This window comes from Pseudoxanthomonas sp. YR558, from assembly GCF_900116385.1.
Lineage (GTDB): Bacteria > Pseudomonadota > Gammaproteobacteria > Xanthomonadales > Xanthomonadaceae > Pseudoxanthomonas_A.
The window spans coordinates 811083-830495 of record NZ_FPCI01000002.1 but is presented as its reverse complement, the minus strand read 5'-3'; the positions used below and the strand labels follow the sequence as shown (position 1 = coordinate 830495).

The following is a 19413-nucleotide window of genomic DNA, read 5'->3' as shown; positions in this document are numbered from 1 at the left end:
GGGCTTCGGCAGTTGAAAACCCCGGTCGAACCCATACACCTGTCCCATCGGCCGCACGGACGGCCCACATCCGATGCCACGGAGCACGACCGCAATGACCGTTGAAACGCGCAAGGAAACGTTGGGTTTCCAGGCCGAAGTGAAGCAGCTGCTCCAGCTGATGATCCATTCGCTCTACTCGAACAAGGAGATCTTCCTGCGCGAGTTGGTCTCCAACGCCGCCGATGCCGCCGACAAGCTGCGTTTCGAAGCGCTGAAGGAACCCGGCCTGCTTGAGGAAGACCCGACCCTGCGCATCCGCATCGGCTTCGATGCCGATGCGCGCACCGTCACCATCGACGACAACGGCATCGGCATGAGCCGCGACGAAGCCATCGCGCACCTCGGCACGATCGCCAAGTCCGGCACCGGCGAATTCCTGCGTGCGCTCAGCGGCGACCAGAAGAAGGACGCGAACCTGATCGGCCAGTTCGGCGTGGGCTTCTACAGTGCCTTCATCGTGGCCGACCGCGTGGACGTGTTCACTCGACGCGCCGGCCTGCCCCCCAGCGAAGGCGTGCACTGGTCCAGCGCCGGCGAAGGCGATTTCGAAGTCGCCACCGTCGACAAGCCCGAGCGCGGCACGCGCATCGTGCTGCACCTGAAGGACGGCGAGGACGGCTTCGCCGACGGCTGGAAACTGCGCGGCATCGTCAAGAAGTACTCCGACCATGTCGGCCTGCCGATCGAGATGCCGAAGGAGCGGCACGGCGAAGAGGCGCCGGCCACGATCGAGTGGGAGGCCGTCAACAAGGCGAACGCGCTGTGGACGCGCGCCAAGTCCGAGATCACGGACGAGGAGTACACCGAGTTCTACAGGCACATCGCCCACGATTTCACCGCCCCGGTCGCGTGGAGCCACAACAAGGTCGAAGGCAAGCTGGAGTACACCTCGCTGCTGTACGTGCCGGCGCGCGCGCCGTTCGACCTGTACCACCGCGACGGCGCCAAGGGCCTGAAGCTGTACGTGCAGCGCGTCTTCATCATGGACCAGGCCGAACAGTTCCTGCCGCTGTACCTGCGCTTCCTGCGCGGCGTGGTGGATTCCTCGGATCTCTCACTCAATGTGTCGCGCGAGATCCTGCAATGCGGCCCGGTGGTCGATTCGATGCGTTCCGCGTTGACCAAGCGCGCGCTCGACATGCTGGAGAAACTGGCGAAGGACAAGCCCGAGGACTACAAGGCGTTCTGGACGAACTTCGGCCAGGTGCTGAAGGAAGGCCCCGCCGAGGACTACGGCAATCGCGAGAAAGTCGCCGGCCTGCTGCGGTTCGCGTCGACCCACGCGGCCTCGGCCGATCCCTCGGTATCGCTTGCCGATTACGTGGGTCGCCTGCAGGAAGGCCAGGACAAGCTCTATTACCTCACCGGCGAGTCGTACGCGCAGATCAAGGACAGTCCGCACCTGGAGATCTTCCGCAAGAAGGGCATCGAAGTGCTGCTGCTCACCGACCGCATGGATGAGTGGATGATGGGCTACCTGACCGAATTCGATGGCAAGTCGTTCGTCGACGTGGCCCGCGGTGACCTGGACCTGGGCGCGCTCGACAGCGAGGACGAGAAGAAAGCGCAGGAAGAGACCGCCAAGGCCAAGGAAGCGTTGACCGGCCGCCTGAAGACCGTGCTCGGCCTGGACGTGGCCGACGTGCGCGTCTCGCACCGCCTGACCGATTCCCCCGCGATCCTCGCCATGGGCCAGGGCGACCTCGGCGTGCAGATGCGCCAGTTGCTGGAAGCCAGCGGCCAGCAGGCACCCGAGGGCAAGCCCGTGTTCGAATTCAATCCGGAGCATCCGCTGATCGCCCGGCTGGACGCCGAGACCGACGCGAACCGCTTCGCCAGCCTGACCCGCGTGCTGTTCGACCAGGCAGCGCTCGCCGCGGGCGAGAGCCTCAAGGACCCGGCCGGCTACGTGAAGCGGCTCAATGCACTGCTGCTGGAACTGTCGGCCTGAGCCCCCGACCGGTGTTCATACCTAGGCTTTGACGTCGAGCAGGCTGCCCAGCGTCTGGTCGGCGACTTTCAGCACGAACAGGTTGGCGCCGAACATCGTCCGGTACGACAGCATCGCGCCGATGTCCTCGACCGGTGCCGACGGATCGGCCTCGGCGCCGACCACCGTCGCGGACACCCCGTTGCCCGGACCGGCCGACAGGGCCACGCCCTGCCGGGCGGCATCCGGCGTGGCGAGATTGGCGATGTTGTGCGCCGCCGCCTGCATGCCGAGCGAGGCGGCGCGCAGTCCCGAGGTGGCGATGCCGGCGATGGGGGTCATGCGAAGGCTCCGCAGGGTATCCAGCCTCGATATCGGCCGCGCCTGGCCCCACTTTAGCCTCGCGTCCACGGCCTGCCGACGGACGGGTGGTAGCATGTCGCCCTCTTCGAGATACCCCCTGAAATGATCGGTTTTTTCCGCCGCAAGAAGCCCCAGGACGGCCCGGACGCCGCCCCGCCCCGCCCCAGCATCGAGGACCTCGCCGCCGCGTTCCCGCGCGCGCCGGGCGACTCGCCGGCGGAGCTCCCTGCAGCGGCCGAACCGACCGTCGCACTGCCGGAGCCGGCCACGACCGCCCCCGAGATCGCCGAACCCGATGCCCTGCCCGCCGCCGCGGCCGGCAAGTCGGGCTGGCGCGACCGTCTGCGCCGCACCAGCGCCGCGCTCGGTCTGGCCGGCTTGTTCACGCGCAATCCGCGCCTGGACGACGACCTGCTGGACGAAATCGAGACCGCGCTGCTGACTGCGGACGTGGGCGTGCCCGCTACCACCGCGATCATCGAGGACCTGCGCAAGCGCATGAAGGAGCGCGAGTTCACCGATGCACAAGCACTGCTGAAGGCGCTGCGCGCGGACCTGATCGCACTGATCGCGCCGGTCGCCAAGCCGCTGGTGATCGATGCCAGCCGCAAGCCGTTCGTCGTGCTGACCGTCGGCGTCAATGGCGTCGGCAAGACCACGACCATCGGCAAGCTCGCGCGCCGCTTCAAACAGGATGGCCATAGCCTGATGCTGGCCGCTGGCGACACGTTCCGCGCCGCGGCCGTCGCGCAGCTGCAGACCTGGGGCGAACGCAACGGCGTGCCCGTCATCGCGCAAGGCCAGGACGCGGATGCCGCGTCGGTGGCATTCGACGCGTTGCAGTCGGCCAAGTCGCGCGGCTTCGACGTGCTGATCGCCGACACCGCCGGCCGCCTGCACACGCAGACCGGCCTGATGAACGAGCTGGGCAAGATCCGCCGTGTGCTGGGCAAGATCGACGACAGCGCACCGCACGAAGTGCTGATGGTCATCGACGGTACCACCGGGCAGAACGCGCTTTCGCAGCTGCGCCAGTTCCACGCCGCGGTCGGTGTCACCGGCCTGGTCGTCACCAAGCTCGACGGCACGGCGAAGGGCGGCGTGGTGTTCGCGCTGGCGCGCGAGTTCGGCATTCCGATCCGCTACGCCGGCATCGGCGAGCGCGTGGAGGACCTGCGCGTGTTCGACGCGGAATCCTTCGTGGATGCGCTGCTGCCCGAGGCGCTGGGTGGCTGAAGCCGGGGGCGACGCGTTCGCGCCGCGCCTGCTGGCGTGGTTCGACCAACACGGCCGGCACGACCTGCCCTGGCAGCACCCGCGCACGCCGTACCGGGTCTGGCTGTCGGAAATCATGCTGCAGCAGACGCAGGTGGCCACGGTCATCCCGTACTTCCTGCGCTTCATCGAGCGCTTCCCCACGCTATCCGACCTGGCGACCGCCTCCACCGATGACGTGATGGCGCACTGGGCCGGCCTGGGCTACTACGCCCGCGCCCGCAACCTCCACGCCGCGGCGAAGGCCTGCGTCGCCGAGCACGGCGGCGATCTGCCGCGCGATTTCGACGCCCTGCACGCGCTGCCCGGCATCGGTCGCAGCACGGCAGGCGCGATCCTGTCGCAAGCCTGGAACGACCGCTTCCCCATCCTCGATGGCAACGTCAAGCGCGTGCTGACGCGCTTCCACGGCATCGCGGGCTGGCCCGGGCTGCCCGCGGTGGAAAAGCAGCTGTGGGCACTGGCCGATGGACATCTGCGCCATGTGCCTGATGGACGTCTGGCCGACTACACGCAAGCCCAGATGGATTTCGGCGCCACGCTGTGCACGCGCGCCAAGCCGGCCTGCGTGATGTGCCCCGTGCAGGAGGACTGCGTGGCGCGTCGCGATGGGCTCACCGGTGCGTTGCCCACCTCCAAGCCGTCGAAGACCTTACCTGAGCGCGAAGCCGTCGCGCTGTGGCTGGAGAACACCGCCGGCGACATTCTGCTGCAACGACGCCCGGAAACCGGCATCTGGGCTTCGCTGTGGACGCTGCCGCAGGCCGACACCGAGGCGGGCATGCGCGACTGGTTCGCACGGGAGATGAAAGGCAAGTTCGACGCGGCGGAAGACCTGCCGGTGGTCGTGCACACGTTCAGCCACTACCGGCTGCACCTGCAGCCGCTGCGCTTGCGCAAGGTCGCCCTGCGCGACGCGGTGCGCGACAATGACGACCTGCGTTGGGTGGCGCGCGGCGAACTCGCCACGCTGGGCCTGCCGGCGCCGATCCGCAAACTGCTAGGAAATTGACCGATGGCCCGCACCGTCTTCTGCCAGTACGAACACCGAGAAACGGAAGGCCTCGATTTCGTGCCCTATCCGGGCGAACTGGGCAAGCGCATCTTCGCCAACATCGGCAAACCCGCCTGGGCCGCATGGCTGGCGCACCAGACCATGCTGATCAACGAGAACCGGCTGTCGCCGCGCGACCCCAAGCATCGTGCATTCCTCGAGGCGGAACTCGAGAAGTTCCTGTTCAACGGCGGCGCTGACAAGCCGGCGGGCTACGTTCCGACGCCGTAGTCCGGTGCATCGTCAGGGCTTCGCCTGGCGTTCCACCGCGGATGCTTCGCGCAGTTCCTTCTCGCTGGCACGCAGGGCCTTCACATCCAGCGGGCGGATGGTGTCGATGCGGCAGGAGATCTTGATGCTGGACGTGCCCGGGCCCACCGGCAGGACGTCATCAAAGCGTGCATTCACGCGATTGGCGAACTGGGTGATGCTGATCGCGGCCGCGTACTCCAGGTCCTGGCAGCGGCCGGCGAACTCCAGCAGGTAGGCTTCGTTGGGCTTGGTCCAGACCGCCAGCGCGGAATCGCCCACAGGCGTCCAACCGTTGAGATGGCCGAGATAGCGGAAATCCTTGACCGGTTCGCCGGCATGGGCGCGATAGAGGGCCAGCCTCTCGGCTGTGCTCAGTTTGCCGGTGGCGCAACCCGCCAGCAGGCTGGCGGCCAACAGGGTCAGGGGGATCAGGCGTTTCATGGTCGGACTCCTGTCGTTCGGGAGGGGACTGTCGATAACGCCGATCATGCGCCGGCGGTGGACAAGCAGCGCAGAGCCGCCGGAGACGCGTTCAGCCCCGGGTGCGGCTTGCCATCCTCCACGCCGATCCGTATCATTTGCGGCCTTCGCACCGGCTCGGCCGTCCTGCGACAGATCTTGGCCTGGTAGCTCAGTTGGTAGAGCAGCGGATTGAAAATCCGCGTGTCGGTGGTTCGAATCCGCCCCGGGCCACCATATCGATCACGGAAGGCCTGCAGCGATGCAGGCCTTTTTCGTATGCGTCGCCCGCTGCGCCTTGTGTGCCTCCCTGCGGCCCCATCCGCTACAGCGCGATGTCCTCCCCTTCCGAGATACCCGGTGCCATGTCCGAGCCTATCCGCCTTGCCAAGCGCGTTGCAGAACTGACGGGGTGCTCGCGCGCCGAGGCCGAGCAGTACATCGAAGGCGGCTGGGTCACGGTGGACGGCGAAACGGTAGAGGCGCCGCAGCACCCGGTCACCACCGAGCGCGTGGAGATCGATCCGGCCGCCGAACTCGGTGCCGCCGAACCCGCCACGCTGTTGCTGCACAAGCCCGAAGGCATCGCCTGGCAGGATGCCGCTGCGCTCGCAATTCCGGCCACGCACATGGCGGACGACGATAGCGGCGTCCGCCCGCTGAAACGCCACCTCCACCGGCTCACAGCGCTGGTGCCACTGGACACCGAGGCCAGCGGGTTGATGGTGCTCAGCCAGGATGGTCGCGTGTGGCGCCGCCTGACCGAGGACTACGCGCAGATCGAGCAGGAGTTCGTGGTGGAAGTCCGCGGCGAAGCCGGTCCGTACACGCTCAGCCGCATCGGACACGTAAGCACGTACCAGGGCATCGGACTGGCGCCCTGCAAGGTTAGCTGGCAGAACGAGGTTCGCCTGCGCTTTGCGATCAAGAACGTACAACCCGGCGAGCTGCGCCACCGGTGCCTTGAAGGCGGGCTGGAGCTGGTCTCGATCCGCCGCCTGCGGATCGGCAGAGTCGCATTGGCGAAGGTGCCTATGGGTCAATGGCGCTATCTGCCGGCGGGCATACGCTTCTAGGGTCTTTCCTGCGGATTCGCCAACCTCGTTTCTTTGTCGCCGCGGTCCGTTGGGATTCCGCACACCGCACCGCCTTCGTTCGCACTCCACAGCTGCATCACGAGTCGCACAGCGGCACGGCGCTCCGGAAGGCAGTGAAATGGGTCACAACCATCCCCCCACTGTCATCTCCAGATCACTCGCAGTGGATCGCTGCACGCGCGAAGCGTGGCGTCAGATCGCTCACACACAAAGATGAATGCGCTCGGTGCTCGCATTCAACGGGCACACCGTGACTTCTGGCCCACGAACATTCGGTTTCGGCACGAAAGACTTCCCGCCCATGTATCTCCCTGTCGCGCCCCTCTCGACCACTTACTCCTATGGCTTGGCCACCTTCATCAAGGTGCATGCAGGCGCACGCGATGCGTTCGTCGAAGTATTGAGCGAAGTGGCGAGCGTGGCCTGCCAGAGCCCCGGCTGCCTCGAGTACATCATCAGCCGAGTACCCAACGATCCGGATGGCGTTTTCGTCACCGAGTTCTGGCGCAACTTCGATGACCAGCGCGGTGCACTCCAGTTACCTGCCATCACCGCGCTGATCGAACGTTGCGCCCCACTGATCGATTACTACGACCAGAAGCCGCTGGAACCAGTGGCATAGCGCCGCGCGCCAGGCGCACTTAATGCCCGGCAGCGGGCAGCTTCGGGATATCCGCCTTCGGCGCCCGCCCCGATCCGATCATCGCCACGGCACGCATTTCCACCACCGCGCCCGGCGACAGCAATGCGCTCGTGCCCACCGCGCTCCATGCGGGGTAATGCGTGGGGAAGAACGCGTGGTGGATCGGTGCGAAGCGGGCGAACTCGGCCTGGAAGCTCTGCGGGTCGGTGGGGCCGGTGTGGAAGGTCGTCAGCTCCACCACATCGGCATAACTCGCGCCGGCTTGTTCGAGTTCCTTGCCCAGCGCCACGAACATCCGCCGCACTTTCTCTTCGTAGGTGCCCGGGCCCGCGGCCGGAATGCCGGACACGATGACCATGTCGCCGACCTTCACCACCGGCGTGTAGTGCCAGTCGTGGTATGCGGCCTCGTGACCAGCGCGGGCGAAGTGTTCGCGGGTGGGGGCGTCCTGCGCGAATGCAGGCAGGGTGGCGAGCGACAGAAGCAGGCAGGTCAGGCGCAGCGACATGGGCGGGGCTCCGTCAGGAAAGCGCGAGTCTCGCCGTCGCCCCGCGGACGCGCCATGTCCCATCCGTCACGCCTCGCCCACCTCATTTACCTCCGACTGAATAGCGCGGATCCCGTCTCTCATCCGTCCTTCGGCTTGACGCCGCCTGCACGCGTTCTGCTCCAAGGTCCATGCAGCCTTCCGCCGGAGCCGCCACGTTGGACATCGTCATGAAGAACGCGCAGCAGACCCTTCCCGAGCGCTTCGCCTGGCACCGCACCCCTGCTGGCTACGATCTACGCCTTGATGACGTCACGATCGCCGAGGTCAGGCCACTCAACACCGGGCTGGTACTGCGCATGCTCGTGCGAGGTGGCGACATAGCGCCGTTCGAAATGGTGGTGCGCTGCGAGGAACGCGCGATCGGCTGGGCAACGCAGTGGACACGCCAGCGCGCGGGCATGTTGTGCCGACATGTCGACCGCCAGCGCATGGACGTCGCTCTTCCCTCGCTCGTCGTGGAAACCACCGCGTTGGCCGTCGCGGTCTGACTCCCGACGGATAAAAGAAAGCCACCGGGCTGGAGAGTTGCCCAGTGGCTTGGGGGATGCGCGCCGGCCTCTCTCCGGCGCGCACCGCACTCAGTGGCCGCTGCCGGCGGCGAGCTTGTCCAAGTCGATGCCCTGGTTGCGCAGCGTGCGGGTCGCCGCGATGGCGTAGTAAGCCAGGTAGGCGAAGCACAGCACACCGACGATGAAGCTGTAGTGGATACCGACCTTGTCCGCAAGAGCACCCTGGGCGATGCTGACGAAGCCACCGCCCATGATCATCATGATCAGCAGGCTGCTGCCCTGGTTGGTCTTGTCGCCCAAGCCGGTGATAGCCAGCGCGAAGATGCACGGCCACATGGTGCTGCAGAACAGGCCCACACTGATGAAGGCGACCACGCTGGTCCAGCCCGTGGTGAACATGCCGATCAACAGCGCCGCGATACCGCACACGGCGAAGTACAGCAGCATGCGGGCCGGGTTGCCCTTGCTGGCCAGGGTCGCCGCGATCATCAGCACGATGACCGCCGCATAGCCCAGGAACTGCGAGACGTCGTGCTTCATGATGGCGTTGACGGCGAGGAACACGCCGAACGCGAGGTACGGCAGCAACAGGGTCAACCAGCGCTTGGCACCGGCGCCGACGTTGAACGCGCCCGCAGCACCGCCCCAGCGACCGATCATCAGGCTGGCCCAGTAAAGCGAAACGAAGGGCGCGATCTGCGAGGTGTCGAGGCCCAGGCCGTCCGGCGATTCCAGGTAGGCCGGCAGGTTGCTGATGGTGGAGACCTCGACGCCGACGTAGACGAAGATCGCGATCATGCCTAGGACGAGCTGCGGATAAGCCAGCGCGGACTTCTTGTGGATCAGCTTGCTGCTGTCCTGCGCTTCGTTCTCGGAGAGCTTTTCCAGGTCGATGTGATTGGGCACGGAGGAGAACTTCAGGAAGATCGCCACCAGGATGAAGGCCACGCCCAGCACGAGGTAAGGCGTCTTGACGCTTTCGATGCTGGCCTCGGTATTGCCGGTCGCCACCGAGCCGAAGATCGCCAGGCTGACCAGCAGCGGGCCGATGGTGGTGCCGAAATTATTGATGCCACCGGCCATGGTCAGGCGCTGCGCGCCCGTCTTGGGATCGCCCATGACGATCGCCAGCGGATTGGCGGCGATCTGCTGCAGCGAAAAGCCCAGGCCGACGATGAAGAGGCCCGACAGCATCAGGTTGAACGAACCCGTGTTCGCCGCCGGATAGAACAGCAGCGTGCCGAGCGCGGAGACCACAAGGCCCAGGCAGATGCCATTCTTGTAGCCGATCTTGTTGAGCAGATCCAAGCCGATAATCTTGGAGATTGCTACGTAGATCAGCGAACCCACGGTGTACGCCACGTAGAACGCAAAGGCCACATACTGGCTTTGCGCCTGCGTCAGGTTGAAGGCCTTCTTGAACACCGGGATCAGGATGTCGTTGCTGGCCGCAACGAAACCCCAGAAGAAGAACACGGTGATGAGCACGCCGAACTGCGACCATCGGGTGGTTTGTGTGGTCATGGATTGGTATGCCTGCTGGTAGGGAATCCGGACGGAACGGCCAGCCTACGGGGCCGCCGCGCGATTGCAACTTGCACTGCGTCAGTGACGCCCCGTGGCTTTCCCGACACGGGGCATACCGACCTCACTGGGCGCACTTCACCACATCCGCCCCGTCGGCTGCGCCAGCCACCACCTGGAGGTTGGTGAAAGCGGCTGCGAACGGCGCATCGGCGGTGACGCTGAAGGGGGTATCCACACCCGTCAAGTCGGCCCCGAGCTTGCCGAAGCAGGCCAGCGGAACCTTGACCGTCTGCTTCTTGCCGACCGCATCGCCGGAGAACGTCGCGGTCAGATCGAGGCTGGCACCGCAGTTCGCGCCGCAGCCCACGGTGAACTGCACCGGCTTGGTCGGCGCCTGCTTCACCACGACATCGAACTGCACCACGCCGCGTGCGGTTGCCATCGCGGACAGGTTGTTCTTCGACGGATTGCGGGCGAAGAAGCGCGCGGGCGCCAGCCAGGTCACTTCCTTCGCATCTTGTTGGGTGTTGACCTGCACGGTCGCCACCTGCAATGCCGGCTTGGCCTGTGGCCAGCGCTGGGTGGTGTTCATGTCCGAGCCCACCGCCTTTTCTTCATTGCCCGCCGCCATCTGCAGGGTGAAGGGCGCGATGTCGGACTGTTTGAAGATGCCCAACGCCGTGGCATCGCCACAGCTCGCCGTCGCATCTTCCGGCAGCTTGCCGACCGTCTTCGTGTCGCCGTAGCGCAGGCCGCTGTCCAACGCGAACTGCGGCGTGCTGTCCGCCTTCGGACAGGCGACGGCGGGCCACGGGAACGTCAGCTTGCCGTGGAAGTCGTGCGCCGCCTTGCCATCGGCGCCGGCCACCAGCACGTCGGTGACGCCCTTGCCTTCCGTGCCCGGCAGCCAGGCCGCGACGAAACTGTTCGACAGGTTGATCAGATCGTTGGCGTACAACGCGCGTCCTGACAGGAACACCGTGACCACCGGCTTGCCCGTCGCCGCAGCGGCTTTCAGCACCGCTAGGTCTTCGGGGTGGCGTCGGCTGTGGGCCATCGAATCGGACGGCACGATGTCGCCATTGGTCTCGGCATACGGCGTTTCGCCGATCGCCGCGACGATGACGTCGTAGCTGGCAGGATCTACGCCCTCGGCGCTGTCGCGCAGGACGACGTTGGCGTCACCCAGTTGCTCGCGCAAGCCAGCCGCGATGCTGTCGGCGTTCGGGAAATCCGCGTTCGTGTTGTCGGTGCCTTGCCAGGTCAGCGACCAGCCACCGGTCTGGTTGGAGATGCTGTCGGCGCTCTTGCCGACCAGCAGCACGCGCTGCCCCTTCTTCAGCGGCAAAGTGGCACCGTCGTTCTTCAGCAACACCAGCGACTCCCGCGCAGCGCGACGCGCGAGATCGCGGTGCACCAGCGATTCCGGCTTGCCGGCGAACTGGCTGGCGGACGGCTTGTGTTCCCACAGACGGGCGCGCAGTTTGACGCGCAGGATGCGGGTGACGGCGTCGTCGATGCGCGCCTGCGGGATCTCGCCGGACTTCACCTGGGCGATGGTGTTGGCGATAAAGGTCTTCCACTTATCCGGGACCATCACCATGTCGATGCCGGCATTGATCGCCTGCGGGCAGCTATCGTCGCTGCAGCCGGTCACCTGGCCGATGCCGTTCCAGTCGGACACGACGAAGCCATCGAAGCCCATCTTGTCCTTCAGCGCGACCGTCAGCAGATCGCGCGTGCCGTGCATCTTGCCGTAGTCCTTGCCGGCGGCGACATCGTTCCAGCTGTTGAACGACGCCATCACCGTCTGCACGCCGGATTCGATGGCGCCGTAGTAGCCCTGGCCGTGGATGTTGATCATCTGCGACTGGGTGACCGTCGCGTTGCCCTGGTCCTTGCCGCCGTCGGTCGCGCCGTCGCCGATGAAGTGCTTGGCGGTGGCGACGACGTTGCCGTCCTTGTCCAGCATGCCCTGCATGCCCTTGACGTACGCGGCGGCGTAGTCGCGGATCAATGCCGGCTGCGAGGAATAGCTCTCATACGTCCGGCCCCAGCGCGCGTTTTGCGCGACGGCGACCGTCGGGGCGAACGTCCAGGTCACGCCCGTGGCGCGCGTCGATTGGCCCGTGGCTTCGGCGATGCGCTCGATCAGTTCGACGTCGTGCGCGGCACCCAAGCCGATGTTGTGCGGGAAGATGGTGGCGCCATACACGTTGCTATGGCCATGCACGGCATCCGTGCCCCAGATCACCGGAACGGGGATCTTCGCATCGGTGGACATTGACGCATCGTAGTAGGCGTCCGCGAGCTTCACCCAATCCTCGACCGTGGCGTGCTTGTTCATCGCCGGCCAGGAACCGCCGCCGTTGAGTACCGAGCCGATGTAGTACTTGCGCACGTCCGCCGGACTGATCGCCTTGATCTCCGGCTGCACCATCTGACCCACCTTCTGCTCCAGCGTCATGCTGGCGAGGATCTCCGCCACGCGCGCTTCGATGGCCGGATCCTGCTTGAAACGGCTTTCGAGCGCCGGCCAGTCCTTCAATTCGGCCGTCGTATCGGTGGCGGCAGTCACCGGCTCGCTTTCGGCCTCCTTCTTGGCAGTGCAGGACAGGCAGGCCAACAGGCTGGCCCCCAGCAGGGTCATTCGGATCGGCTTCACTCGCATCTCCCTCTGTTCTTCGGCGCACATGCGATCCCCGACAGGATCTGCGCCACGTCTAAAAATCCGACGGGACGCGGGGACATGCCCCGCATCCCGTCAGGTGTTGCGGCGTTCAATCGTTACGCGCGGTCACAGCTTGTAGCGGAAGCCGAGCAGGTACTGTCGGCCATACTCCGTGTACTCCTCGGGGAAGAACAGGTCCGGATGCGTGCCGGAGCTGACTTCCGTGCGGAAGGGTTCGTTGTTGACATTGTTCACCTGGAACAGGATCGACAGACCCGACAGGCGGCTGGACTCCGGGAAATCGTAGCCCAGCTGAAGGTCGATGGTGCGTTCGTTCAAGGTGTAGCGGTACGTGCGCTGGTTGAAGATCGAACCGTACTCACCACGGTAGGGATCGCGGAAACGTTGGCTGACGCGTGCGGAGAAGCCGTGCTTCTCGTAGTACACCGTGGCGTTGGCGACGATCTTGGACAGCCCCGGGAACGTATCGGTGCCCGAACCGATGCCCGGACCGTCGGGATCGATCGACGACTCGGTGTACGACGCGTTGAGCAACAGACCGAAGCCGTCGAGCGCATCGTGGATCAGCTCGCCACCAAGCGCGGTGGAGAATTCGTAGCCACGCATGTAGCCGCCGGTGCCGTTGGCCGGGGTCGAGAACACGCCGATGTTGGACGCGGGCGGCTCATCGCCTTCGTAGTCGTAGCCGGAGAAATCCCAGGGGATCTCACGCGTGTAGATATACGAATCCATGTCCTTGTAGAACGCCGCCAGCGCGACGTAGCTCGCTTCGCCGAAGTACTTCTCGATCGAAAGATCGTAGGCGTTGGCGCGGTAAGGCTCCAATGCAGGGTTACCGCCGCTGCCGCGCCACTCAGAGGGGCCACCCTGCGACGTCTGCACATAGACGCTGGCGCGCGCGCCCATGTCGTTGATGCGCGCGCGCATCATTTCGCGTGCCGCGCCGAAGCGCAGGTTCCATCCGTTACCGAAGTCGGCCACCAGGTTCAGACTGGGAAGGATGTCGCCGTACGACGCGCCCGCGGTGCCGGCCACCAGTGCCTGGCCGTCTTCGTTCTGCTGGATAACCACGCCTTCGGAGGTCTGCTCGGTACGGATGTACTGCACACCGGCGTTGCCGCGCAGGCGGACCGTATCAGTGAGGTCCATGTCCAAGTTGGCCTTGAAGTAGAACGTTTTCACATCCTCATCGGTGATCGCGTCCTTCTGCAGGTCATCGTTGGACTCGCTGATGTACACGTCGTAATAGCGCGACAGCAACGCACGCGGGTCGTAGGTGATGACGCGACCCATGCCGGCGAAGCCGAGATCCGTGGGAGAAGACAGCAGCGAGGGGTCGATCAGCGTCGGCGTGCGCCCCGGCAGGTCGGCGAAGTAGACCTCCGCGCTCTTCTCCTTGGTGCGCTTGCTGACGTGGAAACCGGCATCCCAGCTGCGCAGGAAGTCGGAGGACTCGATCACGTGGTTGACGGCCACGCGGAACGCCTTCATTTCGTCCTTCTGGTGGCTGTCCTCAAGGCGGCCGTCATGACCCCAGCTCTGCGGATCGCGCAAGTACACCGCGGAAGGATCCGCCATGTCCGGCAGCGCGTAGTAGCCATAGCCGGGCGACAGGCGCACGCGGAAGTCGGCCGAGACACCACCCAAGCGGCCCGCATAGGTTTCGAGCTTCGAGTCCTCGACCTTGGCGCGCGAGTAGCTGAGGTCGCTGGTCAGCGTCCACGTATCGTTGATCTTGAACTCGTTGTTCCAGCCCGCCGAGAACAGGCGCGACTCGCGGGTGTTGTTGTCGTTGCGGATCGCCGGCTGGATGCCGTTCAACGTGCCGCCGGTGACGACCGGAGTGCCGTGGTAGTTCGTCGTGCTGACGTTGCTGTAACTGACCGCGCCGCCGTTGAACCACGGGTCGTTGCTCCACATCGCACCGCGCATCCACTCTTCCTGGTCGAAGCGCGACGCGTACACGTCCAGCACGCTGTGCCAGCGCTCGTTCGGCTTGAATTCCAGGACCGCCATGACGCCGTCGCGCGTGGTGTCGCGCGACTTCACCCAAGCTTCGGCACCCTGCAGCGCGATCGCGTCTGCTGGCTTGCCCGGCTGCGGTGCGCCCCACATGTCGGTGTTGGCCCACCACCACGACTTGTAGTGCTTCTCCTGGAACGGCGCGTCCATCCGCGCTACGCCGATAGCGAAGCCCACGGTATCGTCGGCGAACTGGTCCACGTACGACGCCGACACGCGGTAGCCCTTGTTGTTGCCGCCTTCGGTCAGCTCATCGAACGAGTTCAGTTCGCCCTGGCCGGTGAACACGATGCGCTGTTCGCCGAACGACAATGGACGGATCGACTGCAGGTCGACCGTGCCCGAGATGCCCTGCCCGATCAGCGAGGCGTCCGGCGTCTTGTATACGGTGACACCATTGATCAGCTCGGCGGGGTACTGGTCGAGCTCGACGCCGCGGTTGTCGCCGGTGGTGACCTGCTCGCGACCGTTGAGCAGCGTGCCGGCGAACTGCTCGGACATGCCGCGGATGTGGATGACCTGTCCGCGGCCATCGAGGCGCTGCATGGTCAGGCCTGGCAAGCGGGAGATGGAGTCCGCGATGCTGATGTCGGGCAGCTTGCCGATGTCTTCGGCGGAGATCGCCTCGACGATCGAGGTGGATTCGCTCTTGGTTTCGACCGCCGTCGCGATGGCGGCGCGGATGCCGGTGACCTTCACCGTATCCAGCGTTTCGACGGTCTGGTCGGAGGACGCTGCCTGCGCAGCCTGTTGCGCCTGCGCCAGCATCGGGAACGAGAGCGCCAGGCAGCACGCCATGGCCAGATGCTGCTTGCGCAGGGCGCGGCGCGGTGCGCGCAGGGCGATGCCCGCGATGTGGTTCGAGTACTGCATAGGGTCCCTCTCCGACCGTTGTTGACAGCGCTGTCATATACAAGCTCAAATGCAGTGTCAACAAATTCCTAACATCCCGCGACGCAGCGCGCGCACAGGATTGAATTTGCTCGACGTACTCCAACTCACATGAATTGTTTCGCTGCAATGCAGCACCCGCCAGCGCGGATTCCGGAGCGAATTCGCCGCATCGAATCCGCATTACAGGAGGGCCCCACCATGACGCGACTTTTTTCCCTGCAGCGACAGCTGCTGGCTGCCGGCATCATCTCCGTTGCCGCCACGGTGGTTTCGCCTGCACGCGCACAGGACGTATCCGTATGGATCACCACGGCCGATCACGCGACGACATTGAAACCTTCAGCCGCCACGCGCTTCAGCGATGGCAAGGCGGCGAAACTTGCGATCGCCGTCGACGAGGCACAACGTTTCCAGGAAATGGTCGGCTTCGGCGCGTCGCTCACGGATTCGTCCGCGTGGCTGATCCAGCACAAGCTCGATGCGGGTCAGCGCAATGCGCTGCTGAAGGAGTTGTTCGGCCGCGAGCGGAATGGTCTGGGCCTGAGCTTCTCGCGCCTGACCATCGGCGCTTCCGATTTTTCGCGCCATCATTACAGCCTCGATGACACGCCGGACGGCAAGCCGGACCCCGAGCTGAAGCACTTCAGCATCGATCAGAATCGTGGCGACGTGATCCCGGTGGCGCGCGAGATGCTGGCCATCAACCCGCAACTCAAGATCATGGCCTCACCGTGGAGCGCGCCCGGCTGGATGAAGGACAGCAACAGCCTGATCCAGGGCCGCTTGCTTCCCCAGTACTACGACGCGTTCTCGCGCTACTTGCTGAAGTACGTGGATGCCTACGCAGCGGAAGGCGTGCCGATCTTCGCGCTGACCGTGCAGAACGAGCCCGACTACGAGCCGAAGGACTATCCGGGGATGCGCCTCAATGCGCCCGCGCGTGCGCGCCTGATCGGCGATCACCTGGGCCCGATGATCGCGCAGCGTGGCAATGGACCGTTGCTGTTCGACTGGGACCACAATTGGGATAAACCGGAGGAACCACTGGGCGTGCTGTCCGACCCCGCCGCCGGCAAGTACGTCGACGCGGTGGCATGGCACTGCTATGGCGGCGACGTGACGGCGCAGTCGCCGGTCCACGAGGCGTTTCCCGACAAAGACGCCTACATGACCGAGTGCTCGGGCGGCGACTGGGAGCCGGTGCGTAGCGGTGGCCTGCCGCTGCAGGCGAAGAACATCATCATCCGCAGCGCGCGGAACTGGGCACGCGGTGCGCTGTTCTGGAACCTGGCGCTGGACGAGAACAACGGCCCTTACGCCGGGGGCTGCCATACCTGCCGCGGCGTGGTGACCATCGACTCGCGCACCGGCGCGATTACCCGCACCGATGAGTACTACGCCCTGGCGCATGCCGCCCGGTTCGTGCGTCCTGGTGCGCACCGCATCGCCTCCACCGAATCCGGCGGCGAGCTGGACAACGTGGCTTTTCGCAATGCCGATGATGGTTCTCTGGTGTTGCTGGTCACCAACGCCGCCAAGCAGGCGCGCCGCTTTTCGGTGGACCAGGGCGGCGCGCGCTTCACCTACACCCTGCCTCCGCGCAGCCTGGCAACCTTCGTGTGGACGCCTGACGCAGTGCAGCAAGACTGATCGAGGCGGACCACCCGCCCTGCGCGGTCGTCCGAGTCGCCATACGCCGTAGTATCCTGCCGCTTTCCATAATGGAGCCGCGGCATGATGCGTCGTATCCCCTTGCTGGGCCTGGTGCTGGTGTCACTCCTGTTGGCGGGCTGCGGCAGCGGCATGGTGCGACGCGTGTCCGACCCCGCCATCAGCATCCAGCAGCTGACCGTAAAGGCGGATGGCCAATGGGTGGTTGAGTTGCGCCTGCAGAACTACAGCAGCATCCCGATGCACTTCGACACCGTGAACGTCGAGGTGCAGGTGGGCGACCAGGCAGTCGGCACGCTGCAGGCCACGCCCGCCCTGTCGGTGGGCCCCGAGTCGGCCGACGTGGTGAGCGTGCCCTTCAGCCCACCAAGCGCGGCGCGCATCGTCGTCGCCGACGCACTCGCCGGGCGCCGTGCCCTGCCCTACACGTTTAAGGGCACTGCCAGTGCAGCACCTGAAGACAAGAAGGTCCGCACCTTCGACATCGATACCCGCAACACCCTCAATCCTGTTCCCGGCCTGGACGGCGTGTTGCGCTGAGCCGCACACCGCCCCTTCCCGCATCTCGAGATCCTGCATGAGCGCGTCCTACAAAGCCCCCCTCACCGACATCCGCTTCGCCCTGTACGACGTCCTGGGCGTCGAGCCGCTCTTCCAGCGACTCGGCTATCCCGACGCCACGCGCGACATCCTCGATGCGGTGCTCGACGAAGCCGCGCGCTTTTCCGAAACCGTGCTGGCGTCGCTCAACAGCGTGGGCGACGAAATCGGCAGCACGCTGGACAAGGCCACCGGCGACGTGACGACGCCGCCGGGCTTCAAGGCGGCGTACGCACAGTTCGTCGAGGGTGGTTGGACAGGCCTGACCGCCTCGCCCGACTTCGGCGGTCAGGGCCTGCCGCACACCATGGGCGTACCGCTCAACGAACTGGTCAACGCCAGCAACCTGGCCTGGGGCAACTTTCCGTTGCTGTCCCATGGCGCGGTGGAAGCGCTGAAACACCACGGCGAAGCCTGGCAACAGGAGGTCTTTCTTAAGCCGCTCGTCGAAGGCCGCTGGACCGGCACGATGTGCCTCACCGAGCCGCATTGCGGCACCGATCTGGGTCTGCTGAAGACCAAGGCCGAACCCAATGCCGACGGCAGCTACGCGATCACCGGCACCAAGATTTTCATCACGGCTGGCGAGCACGACCTGACCGACAACATCGTGCACCTGGTGCTGGCGAAGCTGCCCGATGCACCGCCCGGACCGAAGGGCATCTCGCTGTTCGTCACGCCGAAGTTCAAGGTGGCGAAAGACGGCACCCTCGGCGAGCGCAACGCACTGTCGTGCGGGTCGATCGAGCACAAGATGGGCATCAAGGCATCGGTGACCTGCGTGATGAACTTCGACGGCGCGCAGGGTTATCTCGTCGGCCAGCCTCACAAGGGACTACAGGCGATGTTCACCATGATGAACACTGCGCGCCTGGGCGTCGGCCTGCAGGGCATCGGCTTGAGTGAACGCGCCTACCAGAACGCGCTGCGCTACGCGCGCGACCGCTTGCAGACACGCTCGCTGAGCGGCCCGAAGTTTCCCGACAAGCCAGCCGACCCGATCATCGTGCATCCCGACGTGCGTCGCATGTTGCTGACGATCAAGTCGCTGATCGAAGGCAGCCGCTTGCTCGCGCTGCATGCCGGCAGCCTGATCGATGTGGCCAACCATGCCGAGGACCCGGCCGAGCGCGAACGGGCCGACACGCTGGTCAGCTTCCTCACGCCGATCTCGAAGGCGTGCCAGACCGAATGGGGCATCGAGAACACCTACCACGCACTGCAGTGCTTCGGCGGCCACGGCTACATCCATGAGCATGGCATGGAGCAACTGGCGCGCGACGCACGCATCACGACCCTGTACGAAGGCACGACCGGCATCCAGGCGCTGGACCTGATGGGCCGCAAGACGGCGGCCACCCAAGCGGCAGGCCTGAAGCTGTTCCTCGCCGAGGTGCATGCGTTCGCCCAGCAGCACAAGGACGACGCAATGCTGCGCGAGTTCATCGATCCGCTGCAGCAGAAGGCCGCCGAGTGGGCCGGCCTGACGAAGAAGGTGCTGGAGCGCGCAGCCACGAATCCAGAGGAAATCGGCGCCGCGAGCACCGACTACCTGTTCTATTCCGGCTACGTGGTGCTGGCGTACTGGTGGGCGCGCAGCGTGGCCGCAGCGGATGCCTCCACGCATGGCGAGGCTTTCAAACAGGCCAAGCGCGAAACCGCGCGCTTCTACTTCGCCCGCATCCTGCCGCGCACGCTGGCGCACGCCGCCGCCATCGAGTCGGGTGCGGACACGCTGATGGCGATGGACGACGCGCGCTTCGGCGACTGATGCGGAACGCAGGGGGAGCGCACTATGCGCTCCCCGACGAAATACCTGCGCGATATACACAT

General features: G+C 65.5%; 16 protein-coding genes and 1 tRNA gene. 11 read left to right on the top strand and 6 right to left on the bottom strand.

Annotated features, from left to right (window positions below; all coding sequences use genetic code 11):
• The first annotated feature begins 94 nt into the window (after window positions 1-94).
• Entirely contained in the window at window positions 95-1993 is a 1899-nt protein-coding gene (gene htpG, locus BM365_RS15485; protein ID WP_093490383.1) for a molecular chaperone HtpG, read from the top strand.
• A gap of 21 nt (window positions 1994-2014) precedes the next feature.
• Here htpG and BM365_RS15480 read toward each other — a convergent pair whose 3' ends face one another.
• The gene (locus BM365_RS15480; protein ID WP_093490382.1) at window positions 2015-2314 is read right to left on the bottom strand and encodes a hypothetical protein; all 300 of its coding nucleotides are present in this window, start codon (window positions 2312-2314) and stop codon (window positions 2015-2017) included.
• 123 nt (window positions 2315-2437) lie between these two features.
• Here BM365_RS15480 and ftsY point away from each other — a divergent pair, with 123 nt between their 5' ends.
• The 3 genes from ftsY to BM365_RS15465 are packed head-to-tail and all read left to right on the top strand — an operon-like array spanning window position 2438 to window position 4895.
• The gene (ftsY, locus tag BM365_RS15475; protein ID WP_104367916.1) at window positions 2438-3571 is read left to right on the top strand and encodes a signal recognition particle-docking protein FtsY; all 1134 of its coding nucleotides are present in this window, start codon (window positions 2438-2440) and stop codon (window positions 3569-3571) included.
• A complete protein-coding gene (gene mutY / locus BM365_RS15470; RefSeq protein WP_233210830.1) occupies window positions 3564-4622 on the top strand; it encodes an A/G-specific adenine glycosylase in 1059 nt (352 codons plus the stop codon). The genes ftsY and mutY overlap by 8 nt, the downstream gene beginning before the upstream one ends.
• A 3-nt stretch (window positions 4623-4625) precedes the next feature.
• Window positions 4626-4895 (top strand): oxidative damage protection protein, encoded by a 270-nt coding sequence (locus BM365_RS15465; RefSeq protein WP_093490380.1) that lies wholly within the window; start codon window positions 4626-4628, stop codon window positions 4893-4895.
• A 12-nt stretch (window positions 4896-4907) separates the two neighbouring features.
• Here the strand turns inward: BM365_RS15465 and BM365_RS15460 are convergent, their stop codons facing one another.
• Window positions 4908-5357: a DUF6491 family protein gene (locus BM365_RS15460; RefSeq protein WP_093490379.1), complete on the bottom strand. Its 450-nt coding sequence runs from the start codon at window positions 5355-5357 to the stop codon at window positions 4908-4910.
• A 179-nt stretch (window positions 5358-5536) separates the two neighbouring features.
• Here BM365_RS15460 and BM365_RS15455 point away from each other — a divergent pair.
• The 3 genes from BM365_RS15455 (at window position 5537) to BM365_RS15445 (ending at window position 7094) form a co-directional block, all read left to right on the top strand.
• A tRNA-Phe gene (locus BM365_RS15455) sits at window positions 5537-5612 on the top strand.
• A 128-nt stretch (window positions 5613-5740) separates the two neighbouring features.
• Window positions 5741-6451, top strand: a complete 711-nt coding sequence (locus tag BM365_RS15450) for an rRNA pseudouridine synthase (RefSeq protein ID WP_158253490.1) — start codon at window positions 5741-5743, stop codon at window positions 6449-6451.
• Window positions 6452-6773: 322 nt separating this feature from the next.
• Window positions 6774-7094, top strand: a complete 321-nt coding sequence (locus BM365_RS15445) for an antibiotic biosynthesis monooxygenase family protein (protein WP_158253489.1) — start codon at window positions 6774-6776, stop codon at window positions 7092-7094.
• A gap of 19 nt (window positions 7095-7113) precedes the next feature.
• On the opposite strand, the gene BM365_RS15440 is transcribed toward BM365_RS15445, so the two are convergent.
• On the bottom strand, window positions 7114-7623 hold the full coding sequence (locus BM365_RS15440; RefSeq protein WP_158253488.1) for a Rid family hydrolase: 510 nt from the start codon (window positions 7621-7623) through the stop codon (window positions 7114-7116).
• Between the two features lie 209 nt (window positions 7624-7832).
• On the opposite strand from BM365_RS15440, the gene BM365_RS15435 reads away from it, so the two are divergent.
• Window positions 7833-8153 (top strand): hypothetical protein, encoded by a 321-nt coding sequence (locus BM365_RS15435; protein WP_139227447.1) that lies wholly within the window; start codon window positions 7833-7835, stop codon window positions 8151-8153.
• A gap of 90 nt (window positions 8154-8243) precedes the next feature.
• Here BM365_RS15435 and BM365_RS15430 read toward each other — a convergent pair whose 3' ends face one another.
• The 3 genes from BM365_RS15430 to BM365_RS15420 form a co-directional block, all read right to left on the bottom strand.
• The gene (locus BM365_RS15430; RefSeq protein ID WP_093490374.1) at window positions 8244-9698 is read right to left on the bottom strand and encodes an MFS transporter; all 1455 of its coding nucleotides are present in this window, start codon (window positions 9696-9698) and stop codon (window positions 8244-8246) included.
• A 124-nt stretch (window positions 9699-9822) separates the two neighbouring features.
• On the bottom strand, window positions 9823-12366 hold the full coding sequence (locus BM365_RS15425) for a glycoside hydrolase family 3 protein (RefSeq protein WP_233210829.1): 2544 nt from the start codon (window positions 12364-12366) through the stop codon (window positions 9823-9825).
• 132 nt (window positions 12367-12498) lie between these two features.
• Complete coding sequence (locus BM365_RS15420) at window positions 12499-15288, bottom strand: TonB-dependent receptor (RefSeq protein WP_093490372.1); 2790 nt, start codon at window positions 15286-15288, stop codon at window positions 12499-12501.
• A 219-nt stretch (window positions 15289-15507) separates the two neighbouring features.
• Between BM365_RS15420 and BM365_RS15415 the strand changes: the two genes are divergently transcribed.
• The 3 genes from BM365_RS15415 to BM365_RS15405 all read left to right on the top strand — a co-directional run bounded on the left by BM365_RS15415 (window position 15508) and on the right by BM365_RS15405 (window position 19351).
• Window positions 15508-16959, top strand: coding sequence for a glycoside hydrolase family 30 protein (locus BM365_RS15415; protein WP_093490371.1), 1452 nt, complete (start codon window positions 15508-15510; stop codon window positions 16957-16959).
• 87 nt (window positions 16960-17046) lie between these two features.
• The gene (locus BM365_RS15410; RefSeq protein ID WP_175502112.1) at window positions 17047-17520 is read left to right on the top strand and encodes an LEA/WHy family protein; all 474 of its coding nucleotides are present in this window, start codon (window positions 17047-17049) and stop codon (window positions 17518-17520) included.
• Between the two features lie 37 nt (window positions 17521-17557).
• Window positions 17558-19351, top strand: a complete 1794-nt coding sequence (locus tag BM365_RS15405) for an acyl-CoA dehydrogenase C-terminal domain-containing protein (RefSeq protein ID WP_093490369.1) — start codon at window positions 17558-17560, stop codon at window positions 19349-19351.
• Window positions 19352-19413 lie beyond the last annotated feature (62 nt).